21 protein-coding genes and 2 tRNA genes are annotated in these 25,425 nt (G+C 31.3%); 11 read left to right on the top strand and 12 right to left on the bottom strand.

Annotated elements, in window-relative coordinates; genetic code table 11:
* Positions 1 to 4: 4 nt before the first annotated feature.
* A complete protein-coding gene (locus CW733_RS14950) occupies positions 5 to 301 on the bottom strand; it encodes an isoamylase early set domain-containing protein (protein WP_100998100.1) in 297 nt (98 codons plus the stop codon).
* Positions 302 to 564: 263 nt separating this feature from the next.
* On the opposite strand from CW733_RS14950, the gene CW733_RS14945 reads away from it, so the two are divergent.
* From CW733_RS14945 to lspA, 5 genes are all read left to right on the top strand, one after another.
* The gene (locus tag CW733_RS14945; protein WP_100998099.1) at positions 565 to 1,458 is read left to right on the top strand and encodes a dihydrofolate reductase; all 894 of its coding nucleotides are present in this window, start codon (positions 565 to 567) and stop codon (positions 1,456 to 1,458) included.
* Positions 1,459 to 1,517: 59 nt separating this feature from the next.
* Entirely contained in the window at positions 1,518 to 3,728 is a 2,211-nt protein-coding gene (locus CW733_RS14940) for a tetratricopeptide repeat protein (protein ID WP_100998098.1), read from the top strand.
* A gap of 71 nt (positions 3,729 to 3,799) precedes the next feature.
* Complete coding sequence (locus CW733_RS14935; protein WP_100998097.1) at positions 3,800 to 5,356, top strand: NAD(P)/FAD-dependent oxidoreductase; 1,557 nt, start codon at positions 3,800 to 3,802, stop codon at positions 5,354 to 5,356.
* A 174-nt stretch (positions 5,357 to 5,530) separates the two neighbouring features.
* Positions 5,531 to 6,424, top strand: a complete 894-nt coding sequence (fabD, locus tag CW733_RS14930) for an ACP S-malonyltransferase (protein WP_100998096.1) — start codon at positions 5,531 to 5,533, stop codon at positions 6,422 to 6,424.
* Between the two features lie 91 nt (positions 6,425 to 6,515).
* Complete coding sequence (gene lspA, locus CW733_RS14925; protein WP_100998094.1) at positions 6,516 to 7,001, top strand: signal peptidase II; 486 nt, start codon at positions 6,516 to 6,518, stop codon at positions 6,999 to 7,001.
* A 44-nt stretch (positions 7,002 to 7,045) separates the two neighbouring features.
* Here lspA and CW733_RS14920 read toward each other — a convergent pair whose 3' ends face one another.
* From CW733_RS14920 to CW733_RS14910, 3 genes are all read right to left on the bottom strand, one after another.
* Complete coding sequence (locus tag CW733_RS14920; protein ID WP_055435607.1) at positions 7,046 to 7,237, bottom strand: hypothetical protein; 192 nt, start codon at positions 7,235 to 7,237, stop codon at positions 7,046 to 7,048.
* 170 nt (positions 7,238 to 7,407) lie between these two features.
* Entirely contained in the window at positions 7,408 to 8,421 is a 1,014-nt protein-coding gene (galE, locus tag CW733_RS14915; RefSeq protein WP_100998092.1) for a UDP-glucose 4-epimerase GalE, read from the bottom strand.
* Positions 8,422 to 8,580: 159 nt separating this feature from the next.
* Positions 8,581 to 9,738: a DegT/DnrJ/EryC1/StrS aminotransferase family protein gene (locus CW733_RS14910; protein ID WP_100998870.1), complete on the bottom strand. Its 1,158-nt coding sequence runs from the start codon at positions 9,736 to 9,738 to the stop codon at positions 8,581 to 8,583.
* Positions 9,739 to 9,870: 132 nt separating this feature from the next.
* Between CW733_RS14910 and CW733_RS14905 the strand changes: the two genes are divergently transcribed.
* Together CW733_RS14905 and CW733_RS14900 are read left to right on the top strand one after the other, a co-directional pair.
* Positions 9,871 to 11,106 carry a 3-deoxy-D-manno-octulosonic acid transferase gene (locus tag CW733_RS14905; protein ID WP_100998090.1) on the top strand — a complete coding sequence of 412 codons (1,236 nt, stop codon included), beginning with the start codon at positions 9,871 to 9,873 and terminating at the stop codon, positions 11,104 to 11,106.
* 113 nt (positions 11,107 to 11,219) lie between these two features.
* Positions 11,220 to 11,609, top strand: a complete 390-nt coding sequence (locus tag CW733_RS14900) for a hypothetical protein (RefSeq protein ID WP_100998088.1) — start codon at positions 11,220 to 11,222, stop codon at positions 11,607 to 11,609.
* 336 nt (positions 11,610 to 11,945) lie between these two features.
* Here CW733_RS14900 and CW733_RS14895 read toward each other — a convergent pair.
* The 3 genes from CW733_RS14895 to mutS all read right to left on the bottom strand — a co-directional run bounded on the left by CW733_RS14895 (position 11,946) and on the right by mutS (position 14,842).
* Positions 11,946 to 12,029 (bottom strand) — tRNA-Leu (locus CW733_RS14895).
* A 30-nt stretch (positions 12,030 to 12,059) separates the two neighbouring features.
* Positions 12,060 to 12,131: transfer RNA gene (locus tag CW733_RS14890), tRNA-Gly, on the bottom strand.
* A 98-nt stretch (positions 12,132 to 12,229) separates the two neighbouring features.
* Positions 12,230 to 14,842 carry a DNA mismatch repair protein MutS gene (mutS, locus tag CW733_RS14885; protein ID WP_100998087.1) on the bottom strand — a complete coding sequence of 871 codons (2,613 nt, stop codon included), beginning with the start codon at positions 14,840 to 14,842 and terminating at the stop codon, positions 12,230 to 12,232.
* Positions 14,843 to 14,999: 157 nt separating this feature from the next.
* Between mutS and CW733_RS14880 the strand changes: the two genes are divergently transcribed.
* Complete coding sequence (locus CW733_RS14880) at positions 15,000 to 15,557, top strand: RNA methyltransferase (protein WP_100998086.1); 558 nt, start codon at positions 15,000 to 15,002, stop codon at positions 15,555 to 15,557.
* A gap of 87 nt (positions 15,558 to 15,644) precedes the next feature.
* Here the strand turns inward: CW733_RS14880 and CW733_RS14875 are convergent, their stop codons facing one another.
* A complete protein-coding gene (locus tag CW733_RS14875; protein WP_157811593.1) occupies positions 15,645 to 16,025 on the bottom strand; it encodes a hypothetical protein in 381 nt (126 codons plus the stop codon).
* A gap of 147 nt (positions 16,026 to 16,172) precedes the next feature.
* Positions 16,173 to 17,303: a 2-amino-4-hydroxy-6-hydroxymethyldihydropteridine diphosphokinase gene (gene folK / locus CW733_RS14870; RefSeq protein WP_100998868.1), complete on the bottom strand. Its 1,131-nt coding sequence runs from the start codon at positions 17,301 to 17,303 to the stop codon at positions 16,173 to 16,175.
* A gap of 357 nt (positions 17,304 to 17,660) precedes the next feature.
* On the opposite strand from folK, the gene CW733_RS14865 reads away from it, so the two are divergent.
* Positions 17,661 to 20,354 carry an AsmA-like C-terminal region-containing protein gene (locus CW733_RS14865; protein WP_100998084.1) on the top strand — a complete coding sequence of 898 codons (2,694 nt, stop codon included), beginning with the start codon at positions 17,661 to 17,663 and terminating at the stop codon, positions 20,352 to 20,354.
* A 249-nt stretch (positions 20,355 to 20,603) separates the two neighbouring features.
* On the top strand, positions 20,604 to 20,798 hold the full coding sequence (gene rpsU, locus CW733_RS14860; protein ID WP_034061258.1) for a 30S ribosomal protein S21: 195 nt from the start codon (positions 20,604 to 20,606) through the stop codon (positions 20,796 to 20,798).
* Between the two features lie 252 nt (positions 20,799 to 21,050).
* On the opposite strand, the gene CW733_RS14855 is transcribed toward rpsU, so the two are convergent.
* On the bottom strand, positions 21,051 to 21,845 hold the full coding sequence (locus CW733_RS14855; RefSeq protein WP_100998083.1) for a DUF2797 domain-containing protein: 795 nt from the start codon (positions 21,843 to 21,845) through the stop codon (positions 21,051 to 21,053).
* Between the two features lie 43 nt (positions 21,846 to 21,888).
* Between CW733_RS14855 and CW733_RS14850 the strand changes: the two genes are divergently transcribed.
* Positions 21,889 to 23,403, top strand: coding sequence for a GH3 auxin-responsive promoter family protein (locus CW733_RS14850; RefSeq protein WP_100998081.1), 1,515 nt, complete (start codon positions 21,889 to 21,891; stop codon positions 23,401 to 23,403).
* A 164-nt stretch (positions 23,404 to 23,567) separates the two neighbouring features.
* Here CW733_RS14850 and CW733_RS14845 read toward each other — a convergent pair whose 3' ends face one another.
* On the bottom strand, positions 23,568 to 24,089 hold the full coding sequence (locus tag CW733_RS14845) for a GNAT family N-acetyltransferase (protein WP_100998079.1): 522 nt from the start codon (positions 24,087 to 24,089) through the stop codon (positions 23,568 to 23,570).
* Positions 24,090 to 24,154: 65 nt separating this feature from the next.
* Positions 24,155 to 25,387 carry an ATP-dependent Clp protease ATP-binding subunit ClpX gene (gene clpX, locus CW733_RS14840; protein WP_100998077.1) on the bottom strand — a complete coding sequence of 411 codons (1,233 nt, stop codon included), beginning with the start codon at positions 25,385 to 25,387 and terminating at the stop codon, positions 24,155 to 24,157.
* Between the last annotated feature and the right edge of the window lie 38 nt (positions 25,388 to 25,425).

Raw genomic sequence — 25,425 nt, 5'->3', positions numbered from 1 at the left:
TTAATTACAGATTAATAACACAGTTCTCATCTGCAGCAAACTCACTCCAAGCAAAAGCATCAGCTTCAACTTCGTTTTTCCATTGTCCATCTACTAAATATCTAAACTCGTAAGATTTATCTTTTTCTAAATTTACAGTCCCTTTAAAAGTTCCGTTCTTTAATTTCTTTAATGCAGTAGCTTCTGTATTCCATTCATTAAAATTTCCTACAACGTTAACTTCATTAGCTTCTTCAGCAGATACAGTAAAAGTTACTTTACAAACTGGTTTAGATTTTAAGAATTGTTTTGTAATAGCCATATTATTAATATTTTATACCTCAAAACTATATAACATTAACTTACCAACAAACTCTTTAATACACATTTAATAAAGAATTATTAAATTAGTAAATTACACTATCACATTGTTAGAATAAGATAATTAAAATATGTCTTTTTCAATAATATGACAACCAAAATAAACAGCTTAAAATACTGATAATCAAACGAAAACGATTGCGTTAAAATAAAAAAAACAAAAACTCGCATTAAAACTTTAACTTCACCTCTTTATTAGAAATTATGTTCGGAAAAAAGAAACAAAAACCACAAATAGATCAAGAGCAACTTGCTTTAATTGAAAACGCGCAACGTCGTGTAAAACAGAAAAAGGGATTGTACATACACTTTGTAATCTTTTTAATTGGAGCAGTCTTTCTAATTCTTGCCAATACCGCTTTAGGTATTGGGAAAGGTTTTAAAATCCTTGGTTTAGATTGGTTTGTAATTGCTATTTCTGCTTGGTTATTCTTCTTTTTATATCATGTCTTTACTGTATTTGTTACCAATAAATTCATGGGAAAAGATTGGGAAAAAGCGCAAATAGAAAAATTAGTAGCCAAACAACAAGATAAAATTGAAACACTAAAAAGCACCTTAATTCAACCTGAGGCGCAAACCATAACAATACCTACAATTAAGCCTAACAAAAACCTAACAATGATTGTTGCTGCTGGAGAAAACAATGAAATAGGAAAAGACAACGATCTTATTTGGCATTTACGCGACGACCTTAAACGTTTTAAAGCACTTACTTCTGGTCATTATATCATTATGGGACGCAAAACTTTTGAAAGCTTTCCAAAACCATTACCAAACAGAACACACGTTGTAATTTCAAGGCAAAAAAATTATCAAGTTCCTGCAGGAGTACTAGTTGTGAATTCTATAGAGGATGCAATAGATGCTGCTAATAGCGATAATCAACCTTTTATTATTGGTGGTGGAGAAATTTACAAACAAGCAATGCCTTTTGCTTCTAAAATTGAACTAACTAGAGTACACTCTACTTTCGATGCAGATACTTTTTTTCCAGAAATTAATATGGAACAATGGAAAGAAACAGCAAGTAAGGTACATGATAATGATGAACAACATAATCATTCCTTTTCATTTATGACTTATGAGAGGAAATAGGCTAAAGTATAGATGTTAATAGAAGAATAAGTTAGCTTCTAAAAGGAAAAATCACCACCATGAAACTATACGAAAAAATAATATTAATAATTTTTACTGTTTCATTTTCCCTTCTATTAATAGATTTCACAGGTAACAGAGCATTGTTTTCACTTTCAACATGGTTATTATCTGCTTCCTATTTTATTGGTGGTTATTGGTTTTTTAAATTAGAAGAAAACAAAAAAGAAATATCCATAATCTCAGGAATTGCACTTGCTATATCTCTTTTTAATTTACCTTTTTTAATTCGAATAAACAAAGAAGAATATTACGATTTTCTTCCTATTGCGAATGGGTTATTATTTCTCTTTTTAGTAGGGTATATATTTTTTAATAAGGATTCTAATTCAGGCTCTAAAAAAATTAAATTAATACTCTTACGCTCATTCACATTATTAATCATTTCAACTTTTTTCACATACACTTCAATAAATTTTAAACCCTATAGAACTATCCTGTATGCATTAAACAATGGATATAATTATCTTCAAAAGAATATATTAATGTTTGATTATTGTGAAAAAAGCAAAAACGCTATTAATATAAATAAATGCGACGAAGCTATACAATATGCAATAGAAGCAAATAACGCAGGAAAAGTTTGGATTGGAATTTCAGAGGAAGAAATATCTAATCACAGTGAACTTTGGAAAATAAGTGGAACTTATAGTGGACTTTATGATGCTTATAGATGTAATGCTAAAAATCACTTTAAAAATCATGAGTATAAACAAGCTTTGGATTATTACATTAAAGCAGATAATGCGCTTAATAATTATAAAAAAAAATCTGAGTATTGGGAATTAGAAAAATCCTACTCTAAAAACATTATAGCTATTTGTTATAAAGAATTACAAAATTATGAATTAGCAGATTCTCTATTTGTAGAAGCTATAGACAACTACAAATCTATTAAAGACACCATTGATGGTGATGCTGCTGTTTTCTATAGTAATTATGCAGAGTCGCTTGCTGAACAAAACGCATATAAATATTCTAATTTACTTTATAAAAGTGCTATTGTAATATTAAAAAGAGACACTATTAACACTGATAATAAGAAAAAAATAATTAACAACTATCGCGACTTAATAAAAAACCACTTTAGAACCGATAGCCTAGAACAAGCTAAATTATATATTGATAAAACTTATAATTTAGTAGATAATTCTACAAGTGATTTATGTAATATAAATTACTATAAAGGTATTTATTATTATAAGCTAAGTAGATTTAATAAAGCAGAAGAAATTTTCTCTGAATGCTTAGCATGTTACAAAGAATTTGTTGAACCCTCAAACCAAAATATTGCAGGAAGTTATTTAATGTTATCTCGTGTAAAAACAGTACTTGGTCAATACGATAAAGCAAGGGAAACGTTAAAAAAAGGAATAAAAATCACTACTGAAAATTTTGGAAAGAATAGCGAAAAATTCGCCAATTATTTAAAAACCGAAGCTCAATTAGACAATATTATAGGTGAATATAATAACTCTGAAAAAAAGTTTCATCAAGTAATAGAAATATACAATAATACACTTGGCGAAAATAACTGGAAATTACCCGAAGTTCTTTCTAATCTTGCTCAGTTAGAAATCACATTAGGAAAATATAAGCTCGCAAAAATACATTCTGATGCCTCAATTAAAAAAGCAAATGAATATATAAACTTTACAATACCTAGTTCAACTACCTTACTAAACAATGCCGCATATGTTGACTATTATGTAAGCAACTATAATAGATCGGATTCTCTATATAAAAAGACAGTGCAAATAAATAAAGAATTTGGTTTAGTATCCACTTTACCTTATGCTGTTGCCCTAAATGGTCTTGGATTAATATCAACAAGTAAAAAAGAGTACAAAAAAGCAGATTCATTATTCGATAAAACATTAAAGCTACACAAAGAAATATTTACTAAAAACCATCCTTTTACGGCTGTTATTTATTATAATTATGCTGCTTTAAAAATAGAGCAAAAAGATTTTGTTCAAGCAAAAGAAATGCTATCTAAAGCAATAAATATTAACCATAATTTCTTTAATTCTAAACATGATGTTTTCGGAGATATTTACATTGCTTTTGGAGACGTATTCATAAAAGAAAAAGAATTAGACACTGGTAAAGACTATTATTTAAAAGCATTAGATATTTTTGTTGAAAAATTTGATGAGAACCATATAAAAGTACAGATTGCAAAAGAAAAACTAAAAAAAATAAGATAGTAGTCAATATATTATTAAACGAAATAAGAACCTAATTCTCAAAAACCATCATTTTTCCCTAATTTTGCATCATGGTAAAAGACATTCAGCTTCGCTTAACTTTAAAAGACGAAGAACGTAGCGATATATTGCTAATTAAATCGGCTCAGTACTTAAGTATTCGTAGAGAAGATATTACAGGAATAAAAGTATTACGTAAATCTATAGATGCTAGAAAAGCAAAGATTATACTTAACTATAAATTATCAGTTTATATTAAGGAAGCTTTACCAGAAAAATCAGATTATCAGTTTCACTATAAAGATGTTTCTAAAGCAAAACCTATACACATTATTGGCTTTGGTCCTGCTGGAATGTACGCAGCATTACGTTGTATAGAACTAGGCTTTAAACCTATTGTTTTAGAACGTGGTAAAAATGTGCAAGATCGCAGACGTGATTTAAAAGCAATAAACCAAGATCATCACGTAGATGAAGATTCTAACTACTGTTTTGGAGAAGGAGGAGCTGGAACCTATAGTGATGGTAAGCTTTACACAAGAAGTTTAAAACGTGGCGATGTTAGAAAAATATTTGAAAACTTAGTTTTTCATGGTGCAGCAGACGAAATTTTAGTAGATGCACATCCACATATTGGAACAAACAAATTACCTAAAATCATTCAGAATATTCGTGAGAACATTATTAACTATGGTGGAGAAGTACACTTTGAAACACGCGTTACCGATTTTAATATTAAAAACAGTAAGATAGAATCTGTAGTCCTTCAAAATGGAACAGAAATGGTTACAGACCGTGTTATTCTTGCCACAGGACATTCCGCTAGAGATATTTTCTATCTATTAGATAAAAAGCAAATTGCTTTAAAAGCAAAGTCTTTTGCTATGGGAGTTCGTGTAGAACACCCTCAACATATTATAGACTCTATTCAATACCATTGTTCTGGAGATCGTCACGAATTATTACCACCAGCAGCTTACAGTTTAGTGCAACAAGTAAAAGATCGTGGTGTGTATTCTTTTTGTATGTGTCCAGGAGGATTTATTGTGCCTGCAGCAACTGCAAATGGTGAAGTGGTTGTTAATGGCATGTCTCCTTCTAGACGTAATAACAAATACGCTAATTCTGGTATTGTAGTAGAAATTAATGTGGATAAAGACATTCCTAAGTACGAGAAATTTGGGGCTTTAAAAGGTTTAGAATATCAAAAAAACTTAGAACGCATTGCCTTTACTTCTGGTGGAAGAACTCAAGCTGCACCTGCACAACGTTTAACAGATTTTGTTCAAGGTAATTTATCAAGTTCTCTAAATGATACGTCTTACCAACCTGGTTTAAACAGTGCTCCACTACACTCTCTATTACCAAAATTAATTGGTGGAAGATTAAGAAAAGGTTTTGAAGCTTTTGGTAGAAAAATGAATGGTTATTATACCGAAGAAGCGAATGTTATAGGTGTAGAATCTAGAACTTCTTCTCCTGTTAACATACCAAGAAATGAAACTTTAGAACATCCAGAAATATCTAACTTATTCCCTTGTGGTGAAGGTGGTGGCTATGCTGGCGGTATTATTAGTGCTGCTATGGATGGCGAACGTTGTGCAGAGGCAGCTGTTGTTGGGTTATAAATAGAATAAAATCGCTTCGCTTTAAAAAAAAAGATATAAAGACAAGAATCATCAATGAAATAATATTTTTAAACGATAGAAATAATCACATCTATTTTCTAAGCTCTAAAAGCAAAGCAGTCTATCCTCTTTTTAAAGAATTTATTCCTATTTTTGTCATTCAAATTTAAACAAATGAAAGCATATATATTTCCTGGTCAAGGTGCTCAATTCTCAGGAATGGGCTTAGACTTATACGAAAACTCACCAGAAGCTCAACACTTATTCGAAGATGCCAATGGCATTTTAGGTTTCAACATTACAGATATAATGTTTGAAGGTACTGCAGAAGCCTTAAAAGAAACAAAAGTTACACAACCAGCTATCTTTTTACACTCAGTAATATTAGCAAAAACTCTAGGTAAAAGCTTTAAGCCAGATATGGTTGCAGGACATTCTCTTGGAGAATTCTCTGCATTAGTTGCAAATGGAGCCTTAACTTTTGAAGATGGTTTACGTTTAGTTTCGCAGCGTGCTTTAGCAATGCAAAAGGCTTGCGAAATACAACCAAGTACAATGGCTGCTGTTTTAGGTTTAGAAGATAATATAGTTGAAAAAATATGTGCAGAAACTAAAGGAATTGTTGTTGCAGCAAATTACAACTGTCCAGGACAATTAGTTATTTCTGGAGAAGTTGATGCAATAAATAGAGCTTGTGAAGCTCTAAAAGAAGCTGGAGCAAGACGCGCTTTAGTGCTTCCAGTTGGAGGCGCATTTCACTCACCAATGATGGAACCTGCTCGCGAAGAACTTGCTGCGGCAATAGAAAGCACAACTTTTAGTAAACCTAATTGCCCAATTTACCAAAACGTAACAGCTAGCGCAATTATTAATGAAGCTGAAATTAAAGCTAATTTAATTTCACAATTAACAGCTCCTGTGCGCTGGACACAAACCGTAGAACAAATGATTGCAGATGGTGCAACTTTATTTACAGAAGTTGGTCCTGGAAAAGTATTACAAGGCTTAGTAAGGAAAATAAATAGAGAAGCTCAAACAGCTTCTGCTACAATAGAAAGCGCTTCTTAATTATGAAACGAGCATGTTAAAAATTTTATCACTCAAGAGAATGATTAATAGCGAACAGCATGTGACCTTTGAAAAAAATAGATATAGACACATGAAAAAAAACAGAACGTTATTTATTGTTTTAATAATTATATTCAATATTACTTTAGATCAGGTTTCAAAATTCTGGGTGAGAGCAAATGTTGCCGCAGGAAGTAATTCTGAAATTCTTGGCGACTATTTCACTTTACACAATGTAGAAAACAAAGGAGCCTTTTTAGGTTTGGGAAGTGATTTCAGTCCTGTTTTAAAAATAATATTACTTAATGTTTTACCAATTGTTGTACTAACATTAGTACTCTTTCATATTTTTAGAGATAAAACATTAGATAAATTTTCTCTTATAGGATTCTGTTCTATTATAGGTGGAGGAATGGCTAATTTATACGATCGCATACTTTACGGTCAAGTAACAGATTTCTGGCACATAGACTTAGGTGGTGTCTTTAGAACTGGTATTTTTAACCTAGCAGACGTTTCTGTAATGACTGGAATGGGATTACTTATTCTCGCAAATTTTATAAATAAAAAAGCATAAAAAAATCCCGATAATTATATCGGGATTTTTTTATGCTTTAAAGTTTATTTTGCTAAAACGCAATCTTCGCAATCTTTAACTTCACCATAATACGTTTCTCTGTATTTGTGTAAAGTCTTAACCGAAATCCCTAGAAACTTCTTTTTAATGTAAGTTACCTTAGCGTTTAATCGTCCCATTTTAGGAGCGAATCTGTTTTCTTGTTTTGTTACTCTTTCTACTTGTATCAGTTTCATAATATCTATTTCATTAACAACAAAGAAACTAAGATATAAGGCTAATCACAAATTTAACGAGTTAATCCTTTGTTAATCAATATATTAATACCACATCGACAGAAATACACTCATAACGTTATTATACTCGTAAGGAGTTGTAACTAATTTTTAGGATATGATAATGGAAATTACAGTGTTTGCTGCCATTTCCATGCAGAATCCATCGCATCGTCTAAAGTAGATTTTGCTTTCCAACCTAAAACAGAGTTCGCCTTCTTTGTATCTGCAAAAGCAGAAACAATATCTCCTTCTCGTCGTTCTACAATTTTATAGTTTAAGTTTTTATTAGAAACACGCTCGAAAGATTTAATTACCTCTAATACAGAACTACCTGTTCCTGTTCCTAAATTAAAAACCTCAAAATTATTCTGATTCTCTTTATCTAGTAATCGCTGTAGTGCTACTAAATGTGCATTAGCTAGATCTACTACATGTATGTAATCACGCACGCATGTTCCATCTGTTGTTGGGTAATCATCTCCAAAAACAGATAATTGCTCACGTATCCCTGCTCCTGTTTGCGTAATATATGGTACTAAGTTTTGTGGCACTCCAATTGGTAATTCTCCAATTTTAGAAGATTTATGTGCTCCAATAGGATTAAAATAACGTAAAGCAATGGCGTTAACATTTTTGTTCGCTTTACAAGTGTCCTTAATAATAGCTTCTCCTATTTGCTTTGTGTTTCCGTATGGGGATTCGGCTTGTTTTATTGGTGCTTCTTCTGTAATTGGCATTACATCTGCTTGACCGTAAACTGTACATGACGAACTAAAGATAAAATTAGCATTGTCCTTTTTGTTTAGTTCTTGAAGTAAATAGATTAAAGTGTTTACATTATTCTCGTAATATAATAACGGATTTTCTACGCTCTCTCCTACTGCTTTGCTTGCTGCAAAATGAATCACTCCAGAAATATCTTCGTGTTTTTTTAAAAATTGTTGTGTTTTATGTTTATCTCTTAAATCGAAATTCTCGAATTCCGGTAATTTCCCTGTTATAGCTAGAATACCATCTAAGACTTTAATTGAAGCGTTCGATAGGTTATCTACAATTACGACCTTGAAACCTGCTTCTTGCAAGGCAACTACTGTATGCGAACCAATATAACCTAATCCTCCTGTTACTAGTATTTTTGCCATTTTTTAAATTTTAAAAGATTTAAACATTCAGTTTTATTGCCGCTTCTAGTCTCGCGAGAAGGATGGAAACGGCATCCTTTTTTGCTTTTTCAGCAAAAAAGATATAGTGGACAGCCTGACTTTTGGTTATTAAAAACCAAAAGTCTTGCCCAAAATAAATTAATTATTATCTATAAAATCTATTACTGTTTTTGCAATAAAATCTATTTGTTCTTGATTTAATTCGGTATGCATTGGCAACGAAATAACCTCTTTAATTAGTTGGTTAGTTACTGGAAAATCTGCTTCGTTATACCTCGAATCTGCATACGCTTTTTGCTTATGTAATGGTATTGGATAGTACACACCACAAGGAATTTGATTGTCGTTTAAGTGTTGCGCCAATGCGTCTCTGTCTGCATCGATTATTTTTAGTGTGTATTGGTGGAACACGTGGCAATCGCACGTATCGCAAATGCCATCGCAATTATTTACCGTTTTTGGTGTAATAATTTTTGAATGTCTTGCAAATGCTTTGTTGTATGCTCTAGCTGCATCTTTACGTTTACTATTATAAGTGTCTAAATGTGCTAATTTAGCATTTAAAACTGCTGCTTGAATAGAGTCTAAACGAGAGTTTACGCCTACAACATCATGATGATAACGTTTGTACATGCCATGGTTTACAATACCTCTAATTACGTGTGCTAGATCGTCATCATTTGTAAAAATTGCGCCACCATCTCCATAACAACCTAAGTTTTTTGATGGAAAAAAAGAGGTTGAAGCGACATGACCAATAGTTCCTGACATGGCTTTTTCTCCTTTACTATTAGTATATTTTGCTCCAATACCTTGAGCGTTATCTTCTATTACGTATAAATTATGCTCTTTTGCCAAAGCCATTAATGCCTCCATATTAGCGCATTGTCCAAATAAATGTACTGGTACAATTGCTTTTGTTTTTGGCGTAATTGCTTTTTTAACGGCTTCAATATTTATATTAAAATCGTCTGGATTTACATCTACTAAAACTGGTGTTAAGTTTAAAAGTGCAATTACCTCTACAGTTGCAGCGAAAGTAAAATCGGCTGTGATAACCTCGTCTCCTGGTTTCAGACCTAATCCCATCATTGCAATTTGCAATGCATCTGTTCCGTTTGCACATGGTATTACATGCTTAACACCTAAATATTCTTCTAAGTTTTTTTGAAATTCGTGAACCATAGGTCCATTTACAAAGGCTGTAGTTTCTAAAACTTCTTGTATAGAGTCGTTAACCTCTTTTTTTATTTCGGCGTATTGACCTTTTAAGTCAACCATTTGTATTTTTTTCATTGGAATAGTATCTAAGATTGAAATAAACATTCTCAAAATAATGTTTACACCTGCTGATTAAGTTAACGAAATTACAAAATTCGTAAATGCTAAACAATGAATTATGTATTTTAGCACAAAGCATTTTTTAAATTGAATTTATTGTACTCTTTTGGAATCTTAATTGCTGATTTTTTACTAAAAATTATCGCGAATTTTAACACTAAAATAAAACTTGGTGTACAAGGTCGCGCGCAAACATTTAATAAATTAAAGGCAACTATTGCTACAGATGATAAAACATTATGGTTTCATTGCGCATCTTTAGGTGAATATGAGCAAGGCTTGCCAGTTTTTACAGAATTACGAAAAGATTACCCAAAGCATAAAATTGTTTTATCTTTTTTCTCGCCTTCTGGTTACGAGATAAGAAAAAACACTCCTTTTGCAGATGTTGTGGTTTATCTTCCGTTAGACAGCAAAACGAATGCTAAACACTTTTTAGACATCGTGAATCCTGAGTTAACCATTTTTGTAAAATACGAAATATGGCCAAACCTACTAAATGAATTAAAAAGAAGACAATTAAAGGCTGTATTGATTTCGGCTGTGTTTAGAGAAAATCAATCCTTTTTTAAATGGTATGGCAAACACACCAAAGAAGCTTTATTCGCTTTTGAACATATTTTTACTCAAAATGAAACTTCCAAAAAACTACTAGAAAAAATTGGTTACAATAATATAACCGTTTCTGGTGACACGAGGTTTGATCGTGTATCAAACCAATTAAAACAAGACAATACTTTAGGTTTTGTTTCAGAATTTAAAGGAGATCATTTATGCGTAGTAATAGGAAGCTCTTGGCCAGATGATGAAAAACTAATTGTGAATTATATTAACACTGAAGCAAATAAACACCTAAAATTTATTATTGCTCCACATAATATAAAGACGACACAAATTGAGGCTTTAAAAAGGAGCATCTCTAAGGATTGTGTCTTATTTTCTGAGAAAGAAGGAAAAAAACTTAATAACTATCAAGTTCTAATATTAGATACTATTGGTTTATTAACTAAAGTCTATAATTATGCTGATATCGCATATGTTGGTGGAGCAATGGGAACAACAGGTTTACACAACACACTAGAGGCAGCCGTTTTTGGAGTACCAATAATAATAGGAAAAAATCACATAAAATTCCCTGAGGCTCAAACTATGATTAACAATGTTGGTATGGCTTCTATTTCTAATGAAAAAGAACTTACTACTGCGCTAAATTTATTCGTTGAAAACAAAGCGCAAAGAACCAAATATGGAGAGAATAATTTTAATTATATAAATAAAAATAAAGGTGCCGTAGTCCAAATACTCGATTTTTTACGTATTTAAACTGAAGTTCGTGTATTTTGTCAAAAAAATGTTAAAAATATGATTTGAAAATGTTAAAATTAATTTTCAAAATAGTAATTTCACAACCTAATTTAATTTAAACACTAAAACAAATGAAAAAATTATTACTAAGCGCTGCTTTATTATTAGCATTAAGCGTAACGTTTACTTCTTGTAGAGAAGTTAAAGAAGGAGCTGATTCTGTAGGAGACGCTGTAGAAAATGCTGCAGATGCTACTGGAGATGCTGTAGATGCTACAGGTGATGCAATTGAAAACGCTGGAGAAGCTGTTGGAGATGCTGCAAGTGATGCTGTTGATGCTGCTGGAAACGCAGTTGATGCAACTGGAGAAGCTATTAAAGATGGAGCTAACGCTGTAAAAGATGGAGCTAAAGATGCTGCTAACAAAGTAGAAGATGGTGCTAAAAAAGCAGTTGATGCTACAAAAGATGGTGTTAAAGATGCTGCGAATGCAATTAAAAAAGAAGCAGATAAACTATAATTTTTTATCTTAAAATTATTATTTACTAAAATCGTCTAAATTTATTTAGGCGATTTTTTTTGTGCTCTATTTTTTGAAATTACTTATAGCAAAAACACTCAACATGAATAAACCACCTAGAGACACTACTACTTAGTAATGATATTTAATACCATACAAGGTTTTGTTATTCAATACCTTTTAGAAAATAATCTAACTACAATTAGGGATTGAGTTTGTCGAGTCGCATATTAACAAGTTGAGAAAAGTCAGTCAAAAAAAACCTCCTTAAACAATAGTGTTTGCTAACATTTATAAAACAAAAAAGCCGAAACTTTCGTTTCGGCTTTTCATTTGTACTGAAGACGGGACTTGAACCCGTACGTCCCAGAGGACATTGGATTTTAAGTCCAACGTGTCTACCAATTCCACCACTTCAGCATTGGAATTTATTGTAAGAAAATGTCTCAGAGCGAAAGACGAGATTTGAACTCGCGACCCCCACCTTGGCAAGGTGATGCTCTACCCCTGAGCTACTTTCGCAGTCTTTAATATGAACAAACAATATTGCTATTGCGGTTGCAAATTTAAGTCTTTTTTACAAATACCAAAGTGTTTTGGCAAAAATTATTGATTTTTTTTTAAGTTTTTTCAGTCTTCACCAACATACGCTTAATTTCGTTTAATTTCATTAGCGCTTCAACAGGTGTAAGGGTATCAATATCAGTCGATAATATCTCTTCTTTAATTTGTAATAGCAATGGGTCGTCTAAATTAAAGAAACTTAATTGCATCTCATCTTTTATCGATTTCACCTTATCTGTTAGTTCATCACTTGAATGCGATCGCTCTAACTTCTTTAAAATGGCATTTGCACGATGTAAAACCTGCTGTGGCATGCCTGCTAATTTTGCTACATGAATTCCAAAACTATGTTCGCTTCCTCCTTCAACTAGTTTTCTTAAAAAAAGAACATTGTCTTTTAATTCTTTTACTGAAACATTGAAATTTTTAATACGACCAAATGTTTCAGTCATTTCATTAAGTTCATGGTAATGTGTCGCAAATAGCGTTTTAGCTTTTGCAGGATGCTCATGTAAGTACTCGCTAATTGCCCAAGCTATCGAAATACCATCATAAGTACTTGTTCCTCTTCCTATTTCGTCTAACAACACTAAACTTCTTTCTGATATATTATTAAGAATAGATGCTGTCTCATTCATCTCTACCATAAAAGTAGATTCTCCCATAGAAATGTTATCGCTTGCTCCTACTCTAGTAAAAATTTTATCCACCAAACCTATTCTTGCGCTTTTTGCTGGCACAAAACTTCCTATTTGGGCTAATAGAACAATAAGTGCTGTTTGACGTAGTATTGCAGATTTACCAGACATGTTTGGTCCAGTAATCATTATTATTTGTTGTGTTGTTCTATCTAAGAACACATCGTTGGCAATATACGCTTCACCAATTGGTAGTTGTTTTTCTATTACTGGATGTCGCCCTTCTTTTATTTCTAAATCGTGAGAATCGTCTAGTGTTGGATATACATATTTATTATCTTTTGCTAATTGCGCAAAACCACATAAGCAATCTAGTTGCCCAATTAAATGCGCATTTTGCTGAACAGGCTTTATATATTGATGCATCCAAGTTACTAACTCTGAAAATAATTGTTGTTCGATTGCTAATATTCTTTCTTCTGCTCCTAGAATTTTACCTTCATATTCTTTTAACTCTTCTGTAATATAGCGCTCTGCATTTACTAAGGTTTGTTTTCTAATCCACTCTTCTGGAACCTTATCTTTATGTGTGTTACGTACTTCTATATAATAACCAAAAACGTTGTTAGATGCTATTTTTAAAGAAGTGATTCCTGTGCGTTCACTTTCTCTTTTAAGCATTTGATCAAGATAGTTCTTGCCTGAAGTCGACAAGCCTCTAAGTTCATCTAACTCAATAGAAAAGCCTTCAGCTATAGTATTTCCTTTTAAAACATTTACAGGAGCCTCTTCATTAAGTGTTAGCTTAATTTTATCCCGAAGCACATCGCAACTTTGCAAAGTATCTCCAATAATTTTTAGAGATTCATTTTTACTTTTTGATGATAGCTCCTTTATTGGAGTTATAGCTTCTAAAGAATTCTTAAGCTGAATCACTTCTCTAGGACTCACCTTTCCTGTAGCTACCTTAGAAATTAACCTTTCAATATCACCAATGCTTTTAATATGATCTTGAATTTTTTGATGTACATTTTTATTACCCTTTAAAAAAGACACCACTTCGTGACGTTGTTTTATTTTTTCGACATTCTTTAATGGTAATGCTAACCAACGTTTTAATAAACGCCCACCCATTGCTGAACTCGTTTTATCGATAACATTAAGTAAGGTTACAGCATTATTGTTTGTTGAATTGTATAATTCTAAATTTCTAATTGTGAATCTATCCATCCAAACATACTCATCTTCGGCTATTCTTGAAACCGAAGTAATATGTTGTAATTTGTTATGTTGGGTTTCAGCTAAATAATGAAGTATAGAACCCGAAGCAATAATCCCTTCGTTTAAATCTTCAATCCCAAAACCTTTTAACGATTTTGTATTAAAGTGTTTTAGTAGTGTTTCGTTAGCATAATCGGTTTGGTATACCCAATCTTCTAAATTAAAGGTATGAAAATCGCTACCAAAACTATTGTTAAACTGTAATCGTTTTTGTTTAGACACCAACACTTCACTAGGATTAAAATTTTGAAGTAGCTTGTCTATATACTCTTGATTTCCTTGACTTGTTAAAAATTCACCTGTAGAGATATCTAAAAACGAAACTCCAATTGTAGTTTTTCCGAAGTAAACAGAACATAAAAAATTATTAGTTTTAGACTGTAATACTTCATCATTAAAAGCAACTCCAGGAGTTACTAACTCTGTAACACCTCTTTTTACAATGTTCTTTGTTTGTTTTGGATCTTCTAGTTGATCGCAAATAGCAACACGCTCTCCTGCTTTTACTAACTTAGGCAAATAGGTGTTTATAGAATGGTGTGGAAAACCAGCAAGTTCTATTTCGCTTTCGCTTCCTGCTCCTCTTTTGGTTAAAGTAATACCCAAGATACCAGCTGCTTTTATAGCGTCGCTTCCAAAAGTTTCGTAAAAATCCCCAACACGAAATAACAATAAAGCATCAGGATATTTTGCTTTTATAGCGTTATACTGCTTCATTAAAGGTGTTACTTTTTTCGTTTTTGCTGCCAAAGAAATTTTGTTTTGAATGTTATTGGATATAAGTTTGCAATGTAACTAAATATTGATTTTTTTAGAAATCAATTTTACTTTAGTTATTTATAATTATTCACAATTCTACAGAAGAGATTACCGCATCGTATTCTCCTCTCAATATACCGATTGATTTATGCGTAAACTAAAAAATAGTGAACTCGACAGATTAAGTGTTGATGACTTTAAACAAGCCAACAAAACACCTATTATTATAGTTTTAGACAACATTAGAAGTTTAAACAACATTGGTTCTGTTTTTAGAACGAGTGATGCTTTTTTGGTTGAAAAAATTTATCTCTGTGGCATAACCGCTACTCCACCGCATAAAGATATTCATAAAACAGCATTAGGCAGCACAGATACTGTAACTTGGGAATATGCCGAAAGCACGTTAGATGTTATTAAAAAACTAAAAACTGAAAATGTGAAAATTTGCGCTATCGAGCAAGCTGAAGATTCAACTATGCTTGACACTTTTAAAGTAGAAGACGACAACAAATATGCTTTAGTTTTTGGTAACGAAGTTAAAGGCGTTGCACAAGATGTAGTAAATGCTAGTGATGTGGTTATTGAAATTCCTCAGTTTGGAACAAAACATTCTCTTAATATTTCTGTTAGTTGTGGTGTTGTTGTTTGGGACATCTTTAGTAAATTAAAAAATATTACTCTACATAATAGTACTATTTATTAATTTCCCTGAAAAAGGGTACCCTTTCCCATTTACCAACACTTTTACATCTATTACATTTTTTAGCAAATTACCTCCTTCCGGAAAGAGCTATACATCGTAAAAAAAATCATTCTTATTAACAGTCTTAGCTCCAGCGTTACCAATACTAATTTTAGAAACAAACACATTTGCTTCCCCAAAATTTTTCATAAAATTGGTACAGGCTTGAATATAGTAATCTCCATATTTAATAGAATCGAATAACTCAAATTGACCTATTCCAACGCCTTCATTTATAAATACGTTTTCCGTTTTAATTAATTCTCCTTCTTCAGAAAATAAGCTAACATAAAGTAATGTGGTTTTTAGAGAAGGTTTGTTTTCATTTGAAGAAACATAGGCTTTAAACCAAATAACATCCTCTTTAGCATAATTTGATTTATTAGTATGAATAAACACTTTTTCGAAAAACAACTGATCTTTTTGCAAAGCAGATACGATAGAGTCTATCGGTTTATTTTGTGCAACTAAGAATTGTGCAAAAAATAAAAAAATAAAAACCTTAAAAACACACTTCATGATTTGATTGATTTACATTAAGTTTAAATAAAATCTACAATAAATAAGGGCGAAATATTAATTATCTCCACAAATAGCATCTAAAACAAATAAATAATCTTCACGATTCTTCACAAAATCACGATTAGAAATATCTATTATCTTTACATTAAAGTCCGTTTGAGTTTTTAAAAAATCTAAATAACCAGAGTTAATTTTATCAAGATAATCACTATCAATATTTTGCTCGTATTTTCTACCACGTTTTTTAATGTTCTCTTTAAGTCTTTCGGTATTTTGATAGAGATAAACATAGAGTTCTGGTTTCGCAATATCTTTATACATTAAGTAAAACAACTTTCTATATAATTTAAACTCGTCTTGATTTAGTGTGATTTTAGAGAAAATTAACGATTTAAAAATATCGTAATCACTTACAATAAAATCTTTAAATAAATCGAGTTGCGATAAGTCGTCACTTATTTGCTGGTAACGATCTGCAAGAAAAGACATCTCTAAAGTAAAGGCATAACGTTGCGCATCTTCATAAAACTTAGGCAAGAATGGATTATCTGCAAAACGCTCTAAAATAAGTTTAGCATTATAATCTTGAGCAATTTTTGTAACCAAACTTGTTTTTCCTGCTCCAATATTTCCTTCAATTGCAATGTAGTTATACTTCGAAAAATCGTGTTGCTTACTTGGATTTTTTAACCAAATATTTATTGGTTCTAAGACACTCTTATCTTCACACTCGGCTAACAAAACAGAAATTTGTTTTCCTAAAACTGGATGCTTAAACTTAGATGCGATATGGTGTAGAGGTTCTAAAACAAACTTACGGTTGTGCAATTCTGGATGTGGTACTTTAAGAGATTTAGTATCAATTAATGTTTCATCTATAAATAAAACATCTAAATCTATAGTTCTAGACTCATAACCTTGTTTTATAGTTCTAACCCTTCCTAAATCCGTTTCTATTGCTAATAATTCCTTTAGAATCTTATTCGGTTTCAAATAACTTTCGACTAACAAACATGCATTAAAAAAATCATCACCATCAAAACCCAAAGCTGGTGTTTTAAAAACTTTCGATATTATTTTAATAGTCCCAATTTTTAAATGAATAGCGTCCACAGCAGCTTGCAAATTCTTAAATTTGTCGCCTTTATTGCTTCCTATAGATATGTAAATTTTTTGTGAATCCATTTTTAATTGAGAAAGCAAAATAACTAAAAGTAAATGGTTTCCTTTAAATTTAGTTAAAGAACTTATTAACGAATTTAAAGAAAGCCTTTCGAAGGTGTCTCGACAGCGTTCAGCAAGACTCTTTAACACAAAAATGACACTAAAAAAAACAAACATAAAGTTTAACGTGTTTTTTATATTTGCTTGTTTATTATTTTTTAAGTAAATTTTTCAATTTAAAAGCAAATGAAGAAATTTACCTTTTGTAATAAATGCTAAACTTTTATTAAAACCTTTGATAACACATCTAAATACTTAGATTGTACGTAAATACAATACTTAACAAAACTAAATCTATCCCTAAACTTGGGTTTAAACATGAAAAAAATATTAAAGATTACAGGTATCTCTCTATTAATTATAGTTATACTTTTATTAGTTGCTCCTTTTATTTTTCAAAGTCAGATAAAAGACATGGTTCGCAACTTTATTAATAATAGCGTAAATGCTAATGTTGAATTTGCAGATGTTAGCTTAAGCTTTTTAAGCAGCTTTCCACAAGCCAATGTTACAGTCGACGATCTTAAAATCACCAATTTCGAACCTTTTAAAGATGAAACTCTAGCGAGCGTAAAATCGCTATCTTTCGATATGTCTATTAAAGAACTCTTTAAAAAGGCAGATGAAGGACCTATTGTTGTTAATTCAATTTATATAAATGAAGCACTTATTAATCTAAAAATAAACAAATTTGGAGATGCTAATTATGATATTACTAAAACAAAGGAAAATATAGATATAAACACTGAAAAAAGCGAAGGTTTTACGCTAAACATTGAAGATTACGCTATAACAAAAAGTGTCTTAACCTATTTAGATGAAGGATCAAACACCAAACTTCATGTTACGGAATTAGATCATTCTGGAAGCGGAACGTTTTCGGAAAGTGTTTCAAAATTAAACACAAAAAGTGAAGCTAACGTTACATTAAGTCTTGACAATACTGAATATTTAAGCAATAACAGCGTAAAATTAGATGCTTTAATAGATCTTGATTTAAAAAACAGCAAATACACTTTTAAAGAAAACAAAGGTCTTATAAACGATTTGCCTTTAGAGTTCTCAGGCTATGTACAACTGGTAGAAGGCGGACAAAATATTGATATTGCTTTTGAGAACCCTGGTTCAAGTTTTAAAGATTTTCTAGCAGTTATCCCTAAAGTATATTCTAAAAACATTAGCGATGTTGAAACTAGTGGAAACTTTAAAGTAAGTGGAAAAATTAAAGGGTTGGTAACCGAAAAAACGATTCCAACTTTAGATATTAACATTGTATCTAACAATGCATCGTTTAAATATCCCGATTTACCAAAACGTGTTGAAAACATTAGCATTAATGCGGCCATAAAAAACACGACTGGTAATGTAGATGACACTTTTTTAGACTTAAAAACACTTAACTTTAAAATTGACGAAGACGAATTTAAGTCTTCAGTAGTTATAAAAAACCTTACCAAAAACATGCTTGTAAATGCTAATATTGATGGTGTTTTAAATTTAGCTAACATTACGAAAGCATATCCTGTAACTTTAAAAAACGAATTAAGCGGAATTATTAAAACAAAGCTAAATACTAATTTCGATATGAATGCCATTGAAACCAATGCCTACGATCGCATAAAAAACAATGGTAACATAAGCGTAAACGATTTTGTGTTTTCATCTGTAGATATTGTCAATCCGTTAAACATTTCTCAAGCTAATGTTAGTTTTAAACCTGGCACTGTAACTTTAGAAAACTTTAAAGCCACAACTGGCAAAACAGATTTAAATGCTACAGGAACCATTAATAATTTACTAGGTTTTTTATTGAGTGACAAGAAGCTAAAAGGTGATTTTAATGTGATTTCTAATAATTTCTTAGTTAGCGACTTTATGGTAGAAGGTGGAAGCGACAGACCTGTAAACCAAAGTACAGAACCAAACGATGCTCTTAAAATTCCTGCATTTATGGACTGCTCTATTACAGTTGATGCAAAAACGGTAGTTTACGATAATCTAACGCTTACAAACGTAAAAGGAAAATTATTAATTAAAGATGAAACTGCGAATTTACAAAACGTAACTTCTGATTTGTTAGGCGGAAAACTTAACATGACAGGCTTAGTCGATACTAAAAGCAAAACACCAACTTTTAATATGGATTTAGGCATGAGTAATTTTGATATCTCTCAATCTTTTAAAGATTTAGATATGCTTGAAAATTTAGCTCCAATTGCAAAAGTATTACAAGGAAAACTAAATAGCGCAATTACATTAAGCGGAACTTTAGGAGACGATTTTACACCTCTAATGAGTTCGATTTCCGGTGGTGCTTTAGCCGAATTATTAACCACTAAAGTGGAGCCCAAAAACGCTCCTTTATTTGATGCTTTAACTAGTAAATTAAGCTTTATAGATTTTGATAAGCTAGATTTAAAAGATTTAAAAACAGCTTTAAAATTTGAAAATGGTCGCGTAACACTTTCTCCTTTTAATATAAACTATAAAGACATTGACGTTACAGTTGCTGGAAATCATGGATTCGATAAATCTATGGATTACAATGTTATTTTTAATGTGCCTGCAAAATACTTAGGAGGTGAAGTAAATAGACTTATTGGAAAAATAAACGACAATGAAGTTAACAAAATAAGCATTCCTATAACCGCAAATTTAACAGGATCGTTTACAAGCCCTAAAGTGCAAACCGATTTAACAAGTGGAGTAAAAAATTTAACAACACAATTAATAGAAATTGAAAAACAAAAACTTCTTAATAACGGAAAAGATAAAATTAAAGATTTGTTAGGCATTAATGGAGGCAACCAAACGACAAACGGCAGTACTAACACTCAAACCGGATCTCCTGTTAAAAATGTTATAAATGATATTTTCTCAAGCGGGAATACACCAAGCACGAACCCAAGCGCACCAACAGATTCAACTAAGCAACCTGTTAATGTAGTAAAAGATGTTTTAGGTGGATTGTTTGGGAAAAGTAAGAAGAAAAAAGACACAATTAAACAGTAAAAAGAAACAAGAACGTTTCGAAATTTCTGAACTGTTAGAACATAGAGCAAATAACTGACTTTAACTAAATTATTAAACCTTTAAAAGAGGCTTAAAAAGCCTAGATTTATTAGACTTTTCTAATATCTAAATGATTAAAACAGAGCATTAATAAAATAAAATGCAAAAATTGTATAAGTCTATTGTTTAAATTAAAAGATAAACTTATATTTGCAACCTGAAATTTAAGAATACACATAATATAAAGATATGTTAAGAATAGAAATTAAAGACGGAGAAAATATAGAAAGAGCTTTAAAACGTTACAAAAGAAAACACCGTAACATTAAAGTAATGCAGAACTTAAGAGAAGGTCAACACTTCACTAAGCCTTCTGTAACACGTCGTCGTCAAATTCAAAAAGCAGCTTACATCCAAGGATTAAGAGACGCAGAAAACGTATAATACATACTTTTTCTTTTATAATATATAAACCTTGCATTCTATTAGAATGCGAGGTTTTTTTGGTTTCTAGTTATTGGAATGTTTAGAAATTTTATATTTAGGGATTGAACTGGGTTTGTGCTGAATTTTATAACACCTCCCAAACTCAAAAAAAAAAAAAAAAAAAAATAGCTTCACTCGTTTAAAAACATTGATAACTAAATAGACTGTTGGTAAAAACACCAACAGCGGCAAAACTAATAAGCCTATTTACTAAACGATCTCAATAGTAACCACTTTACCTTCATTTCCACGAATATTACAAACGGTATCATCTTCAAAAATAAGATACTGTCCTTTTATACCTTTTAAAACACCTTCAAAGCTACCTACTTTTTCAATATTTAAACTTTTAGGCTTAACGGGATAAGACAATACAGGAAAATCTATATTAATTTCATTATTATTTTCAATAAAATATTCTTGAGCTTCATCAGGAATGTATTGTTTTAGCTTGTTTTTCCACTCTACTAAACTCTCGTCGACTACATCGTTTTTAAGCATGGTTCGCCAATTGGTTTTATCTGCTACATAATCTTTTAAAGCAACTTCTGTAATACCTGCTAAATAACGATTAGGCACTTCTACAATCTCTATAGCTTCATGTGCTCCTTGATCTATCCAACGTGTTGGCACTTGGGTTTTTCTAGTAACACCAACCTTTACATTGCTAGAATTAGCGAGATATACAATATGTGGTTTTAGCTGTACTTTCTTTTCGTATTCTAAATCGCGATCTTCTTTATCTAAATGCGCAGTACTTAATTCTGGTCGCATAATCCAATCTCCTGCTTGAGGCATATCGAAAAAGCAATTTTTACAAAAGCCTTGCCTAAAGATTGGCTTGTCTAAGCCACAGTTTAAACATTGATGCTTAACAAATTTAATTCTCAAGGTTTTATCTAGTAGTTGATTCATATTAATGAAATCGTTTTCGAAAACTAAATAATATTGAATTGGGCTAGAAAACTCCGTTGTCATTTTTGTTAGCACGCCTTGGTAAGTCATAAAAAAAAGTGTTATTTTTAGTGTCTAAATATACCATAAATATATGCCAATTACTTTAGTAAACTCTATCGCTTCATGGTTTTTAAAGAAACGGTTTCACCAAATCGATTTATTTCTAAAATACCCAAACGAAGTGCAAGAAGAACTGCTTTTTAATTTAATTGAAACAGCTAAGGATACTGAAATTGGTAAGAAATACGACTATTCTTCTATTAAAACCTACGCAGAATTTGCAAATAGAGTTCCTGTAAAAAACTACGAAGGTTATCAAGATTTATTTGAACGTTCTCGATTAGGAGAACACAATATTTTTTGGCCTTCACCAATAAAATGGTTTGCAAAGTCCAGCGGAACAACTAGTGCTAAAAGTAAATTTATTCCAGTAAGTCAAGACTCTTTAGAAGATTGCCATTATGCTGCAAGTAAAGATTTACTCTGTATGTATTTAAACAATAATGAAAACTCTCAACTCTTTACAGGGAAAGGTTTAAGACTTGGTGGAAGTAAAGAATTATACAAAGAAAACGGAACTGCCTTTGGAGATTTAAGTGCTATTTTAATAGATAACATGCCTTTTTGGGCAGAATTTAGTAGCACGCCAAGCAACAAAGTCTCTTTAATGAGCGATTGGGAGACCAAAATGGCTGCTATTGTAAACGAAACTATAAATGAAAATGTTACTAGTTTGGCAGGTGTACCTTCTTGGATGCTTGTGTTGCTTAATAATGTTTTAGACAAAACTGGAAAAGATTCATTGTTTGATATTTGGCCAAATCTGGAAGTTTACTTTCATGGAGGTGTAAGTTTTAATCCTTACCAACAGCAGTATAAAAATATTTTACCAAAGAAAGATTTTAAGTATTATGAAATTTATAATGCTTCGGAAGGATTTTTTGCTATTCAAGACCTAAACCATTCTAACGAATTACTATTAATGTTAGATTACGGAATTTTCTACGAGTTTATTCCAATGGACACTCATGGTACACCAAACGAACGCGTTATTCCTTTAAGCGAAGTAGAAAAAGGTAAAAACTACGCAGTAATAATTACTACAAACGCTGGATTATGGCGCTATAAAATTGGTGACACTGTTCGTTTTACATCTGTTTCACCTTACAGAATTAAAGTTTCTGGAAGAACAAAGCACCATATTAATGCTTTTGGAGAAGAACTTATTATTGAAAACGCGGAAGATGCTTTAAAAAAAGTATGTAAAAAAACAAAAAGTGAAATTGTAGATTATACTGCTGCCCCAATATTTATGAAAGGTAAAGAGAAAGGTGCACACGAGTGGCTTATAGAATTTAAAACACCTCCAAAAGATATCGATTATTTTAATGAATTGTTTGACAATGCACTAAAATCTATAAACTCAGATTACGAAGCCAAACGTTATAATAACATGACATTAAATAAGCCGAAAATTAATGTAGCCAGAACAAAACTATTTTATGATTGGCTGAAACAAAACAACAAACTTGGAGGACAACATAAAGTACCGCGTTTATCTAATACAAGAGATTATATAGATGAGCTATTAAAGTTAAATGATTAAAACTAGATGCACAAAATAAAAATAATTTAAATAAATTATTGGTAATCAAATAATTATATTTATATTTAACTTGCTATTATTAAATTCTATCCTAGTTGAAGATGTGTTAATTAGTTAATTCAGATTCAAGAAAAACCACTCCTAACTTTTTTATGAGTGGTTTTTTATTTACATAAAATATATATACTGTTTTTAGGAAAACCGGGATCTTCTCTCTCAGGCTGTAAGACAAATCCATTAGTAACTAACAACTTCTTTGAGCTTTCGTTTTCAATATGCGTAAAGGCTTCAATTATACTTAAGTTAAGATCGTTTAAACCAAATTTTATAACTGCTTGTAGTGCTTCAGACATGTAACCTTTTCTAAAATACTCAGGCAATAAATCGTAACCAACTTCAGCAGTTTTCCTGTCTTGAGAAAAATTCCACAAGCATATACTACCTATTTTTTCATTTGTAACTTTATTGATTAAAGTCCAACTTATAGATTTGTCTTCTTCTAAATAACTAATCAGTTTATTAATATGTGCCACAGCTTCTTCTTCCTTTGTATACAAAGGTTGTATAATATACTTTCTTACAATTGGGCTAGATCGAGAAGCAAAAACAAGAGCAACATCTTCCAGGTTTGTATTGGTAAAAACAAGTCTTTCTGTTTCTGGATTTTTAAATCTTGACAGCTTCATTTATAAAAAATAAAAAAGCCTACTTTATAATAAAGTAGGCTTCAATTTGTACTATTATTATGTTATTAAGAAACTGCCTTTAATTTCTTAATAGTGTTTTTAGATATTTTTTGTTCGGCGTAAGCCTTAGTGACATTTAATTTCTTAATATCACTTCCTGGTAATTCGAACATGGCATCTGTTAAAATCTCTTCACATAAAGAACGCAACCCTCTAGCTCCTAACTTATATTCTATAGCTTTACCAACTATAAACTCTAAAGCACCATCTGTAATACTAAACTCTATCTCGTCCATAGAGAAAAGTTTTTTGTATTGCTTTATAATAGCATTTTTAGGCTCTGTTAAAATAGCTCTAAGCGTAGCACCATCTAAAGGATCCATGTATGTTAATACAGGTAACCTTCCAATAATCTCAGGAATTAACCCAAAGTCTTTTAAATCTTTAGGAATAATATATTGCAATAAGTTATTATTATCTACAACGTCATCACTTATTGAGGCGCTATAACCAACAGCTTGCATGTTTAATCTTTTAGAGATTACACGATTTATACCATCGAAAGCTCCACCAGCAATAAACAAAATATTCTCTGTATTTACTTCTATAAATTTTTGATCTGGATGTTTTCTACCTCCTTTTGGTGGTACATTTACAACCGTTCCTTCTAATAATTTAAGCAATGCTTGTTGCACACCTTCTCCAGATACATCTCTAGTTATAGAAGGATTATCACTCTTACGAGCAATTTTATCTATCTCATCTATAAAAACGATACCTTTTTCGGCTTTCTCTAAACTGTAATCTGCTGCTTGTAATAAACGTGTTAAGATACTTTCTACATCTTCACCTACATAACCTGCTTCAGTTAATACTGTGGCATCTACAATAGCTAAAGGTACGTTAAGCATTTTAGCAATTGTTTTTGCCATTAACGTTTTACCAGTTCCAGTTTCACCAACCATAATAATATTCGATTTTTGAATCTCGATATCATCATTTGATGGTGGCTGCAATAAACGTTTATAATGGTTATAAACCGCTACAGACATTACTTTTTTAGTAGACTCTTGCCCAATAATATATTCGTCTAAAAACGTCTTTATTTGCTGCGGTTTACGCAACATAAGTTCTGCAGACAAATCTTCACTATCACTCTCCTTAGATTCTTCAATTACAATACCATGTGCTTGCTCTATACAGCGATCACAAATATGCGCATCTAAACCTGCGATTAATAAACTTGTTTCTGGCTTTTTCCTACCACAAAACGAACATTCTAATTCTTCCTTTGCCATTCTTTAATAATTAAAAGTAAAAAGTTGAAAATAAAAAG

It is taken from the genome of Lacinutrix sp. Bg11-31 (assembly GCF_002831665.1).
In the GTDB taxonomy this organism is placed as follows: domain Bacteria; phylum Bacteroidota; class Bacteroidia; order Flavobacteriales; family Flavobacteriaceae; genus Lacinutrix.
The sequence above is the reverse complement of the archived record's forward strand: the minus strand, read 5'-3'. Positions and strand labels throughout refer to the sequence as shown.

What these genes read in the sequence shown, in the direction of transcription:
- CW733_RS14845 (WP_100998079.1), bottom strand. Translation starts at nt 24,089, where the DNA reads ATGAAGCTGTCAAGATTTAAAAATCCAGAAACAGAAAGACTTGTTTTT.
- CW733_RS14855 (WP_100998083.1), bottom strand. Translation starts at nt 21,845, where the DNA reads ATGACTTACCAAGGCGTGCTAACAAAAATGACAACGGAGTTTTCTAGC.
- CW733_RS14880 (WP_100998086.1), top strand. Translation starts at nt 15,000, where the DNA reads ATGCGTAAACTAAAAAATAGTGAACTCGACAGATTAAGTGTTGATGAC.
- rpsU (WP_034061258.1), top strand. Translation starts at nt 20,604, where the DNA reads ATGTTAAGAATAGAAATTAAAGACGGAGAAAATATAGAAAGAGCTTTA.
- galE (WP_100998092.1), bottom strand. Translation starts at nt 8,421, where the DNA reads ATGGCAAAAATACTAGTAACAGGAGGATTAGGTTATATTGGTTCGCAT.
- CW733_RS14940 (WP_100998098.1), top strand. Translation starts at nt 1,518, where the DNA reads ATGAAACTATACGAAAAAATAATATTAATAATTTTTACTGTTTCATTT.
- CW733_RS14850 (WP_100998081.1), top strand. Translation starts at nt 21,889, where the DNA reads ATGCCAATTACTTTAGTAAACTCTATCGCTTCATGGTTTTTAAAGAAA.
- CW733_RS14865 (WP_100998084.1), top strand. Translation starts at nt 17,661, where the DNA reads ATGAAAAAAATATTAAAGATTACAGGTATCTCTCTATTAATTATAGTT.
- folK (WP_100998868.1), bottom strand. Translation starts at nt 17,303, where the DNA reads ATGGATTCACAAAAAATTTACATATCTATAGGAAGCAATAAAGGCGAC.
- fabD (WP_100998096.1), top strand. Translation starts at nt 5,531, where the DNA reads ATGAAAGCATATATATTTCCTGGTCAAGGTGCTCAATTCTCAGGAATG.
- CW733_RS14945 (WP_100998099.1), top strand. Translation starts at nt 565, where the DNA reads ATGTTCGGAAAAAAGAAACAAAAACCACAAATAGATCAAGAGCAACTT.
- CW733_RS14950 (WP_100998100.1), bottom strand. Translation starts at nt 301, where the DNA reads ATGGCTATTACAAAACAATTCTTAAAATCTAAACCAGTTTGTAAAGTA.
- clpX (WP_100998077.1), bottom strand. Translation starts at nt 25,387, where the DNA reads ATGGCAAAGGAAGAATTAGAATGTTCGTTTTGTGGTAGGAAAAAGCCA.
- CW733_RS14910 (WP_100998870.1), bottom strand. Translation starts at nt 9,738, where the DNA reads ATGAAAAAAATACAAATGGTTGACTTAAAAGGTCAATACGCCGAAATA.
- lspA (WP_100998094.1), top strand. Translation starts at nt 6,516, where the DNA reads ATGAAAAAAAACAGAACGTTATTTATTGTTTTAATAATTATATTCAAT.
- CW733_RS14935 (WP_100998097.1), top strand. Translation starts at nt 3,800, where the DNA reads ATGGTAAAAGACATTCAGCTTCGCTTAACTTTAAAAGACGAAGAACGT.
- CW733_RS14900 (WP_100998088.1), top strand. Translation starts at nt 11,220, where the DNA reads ATGAAAAAATTATTACTAAGCGCTGCTTTATTATTAGCATTAAGCGTA.
- CW733_RS14920 (WP_055435607.1), bottom strand. Translation starts at nt 7,237, where the DNA reads ATGAAACTGATACAAGTAGAAAGAGTAACAAAACAAGAAAACAGATTC.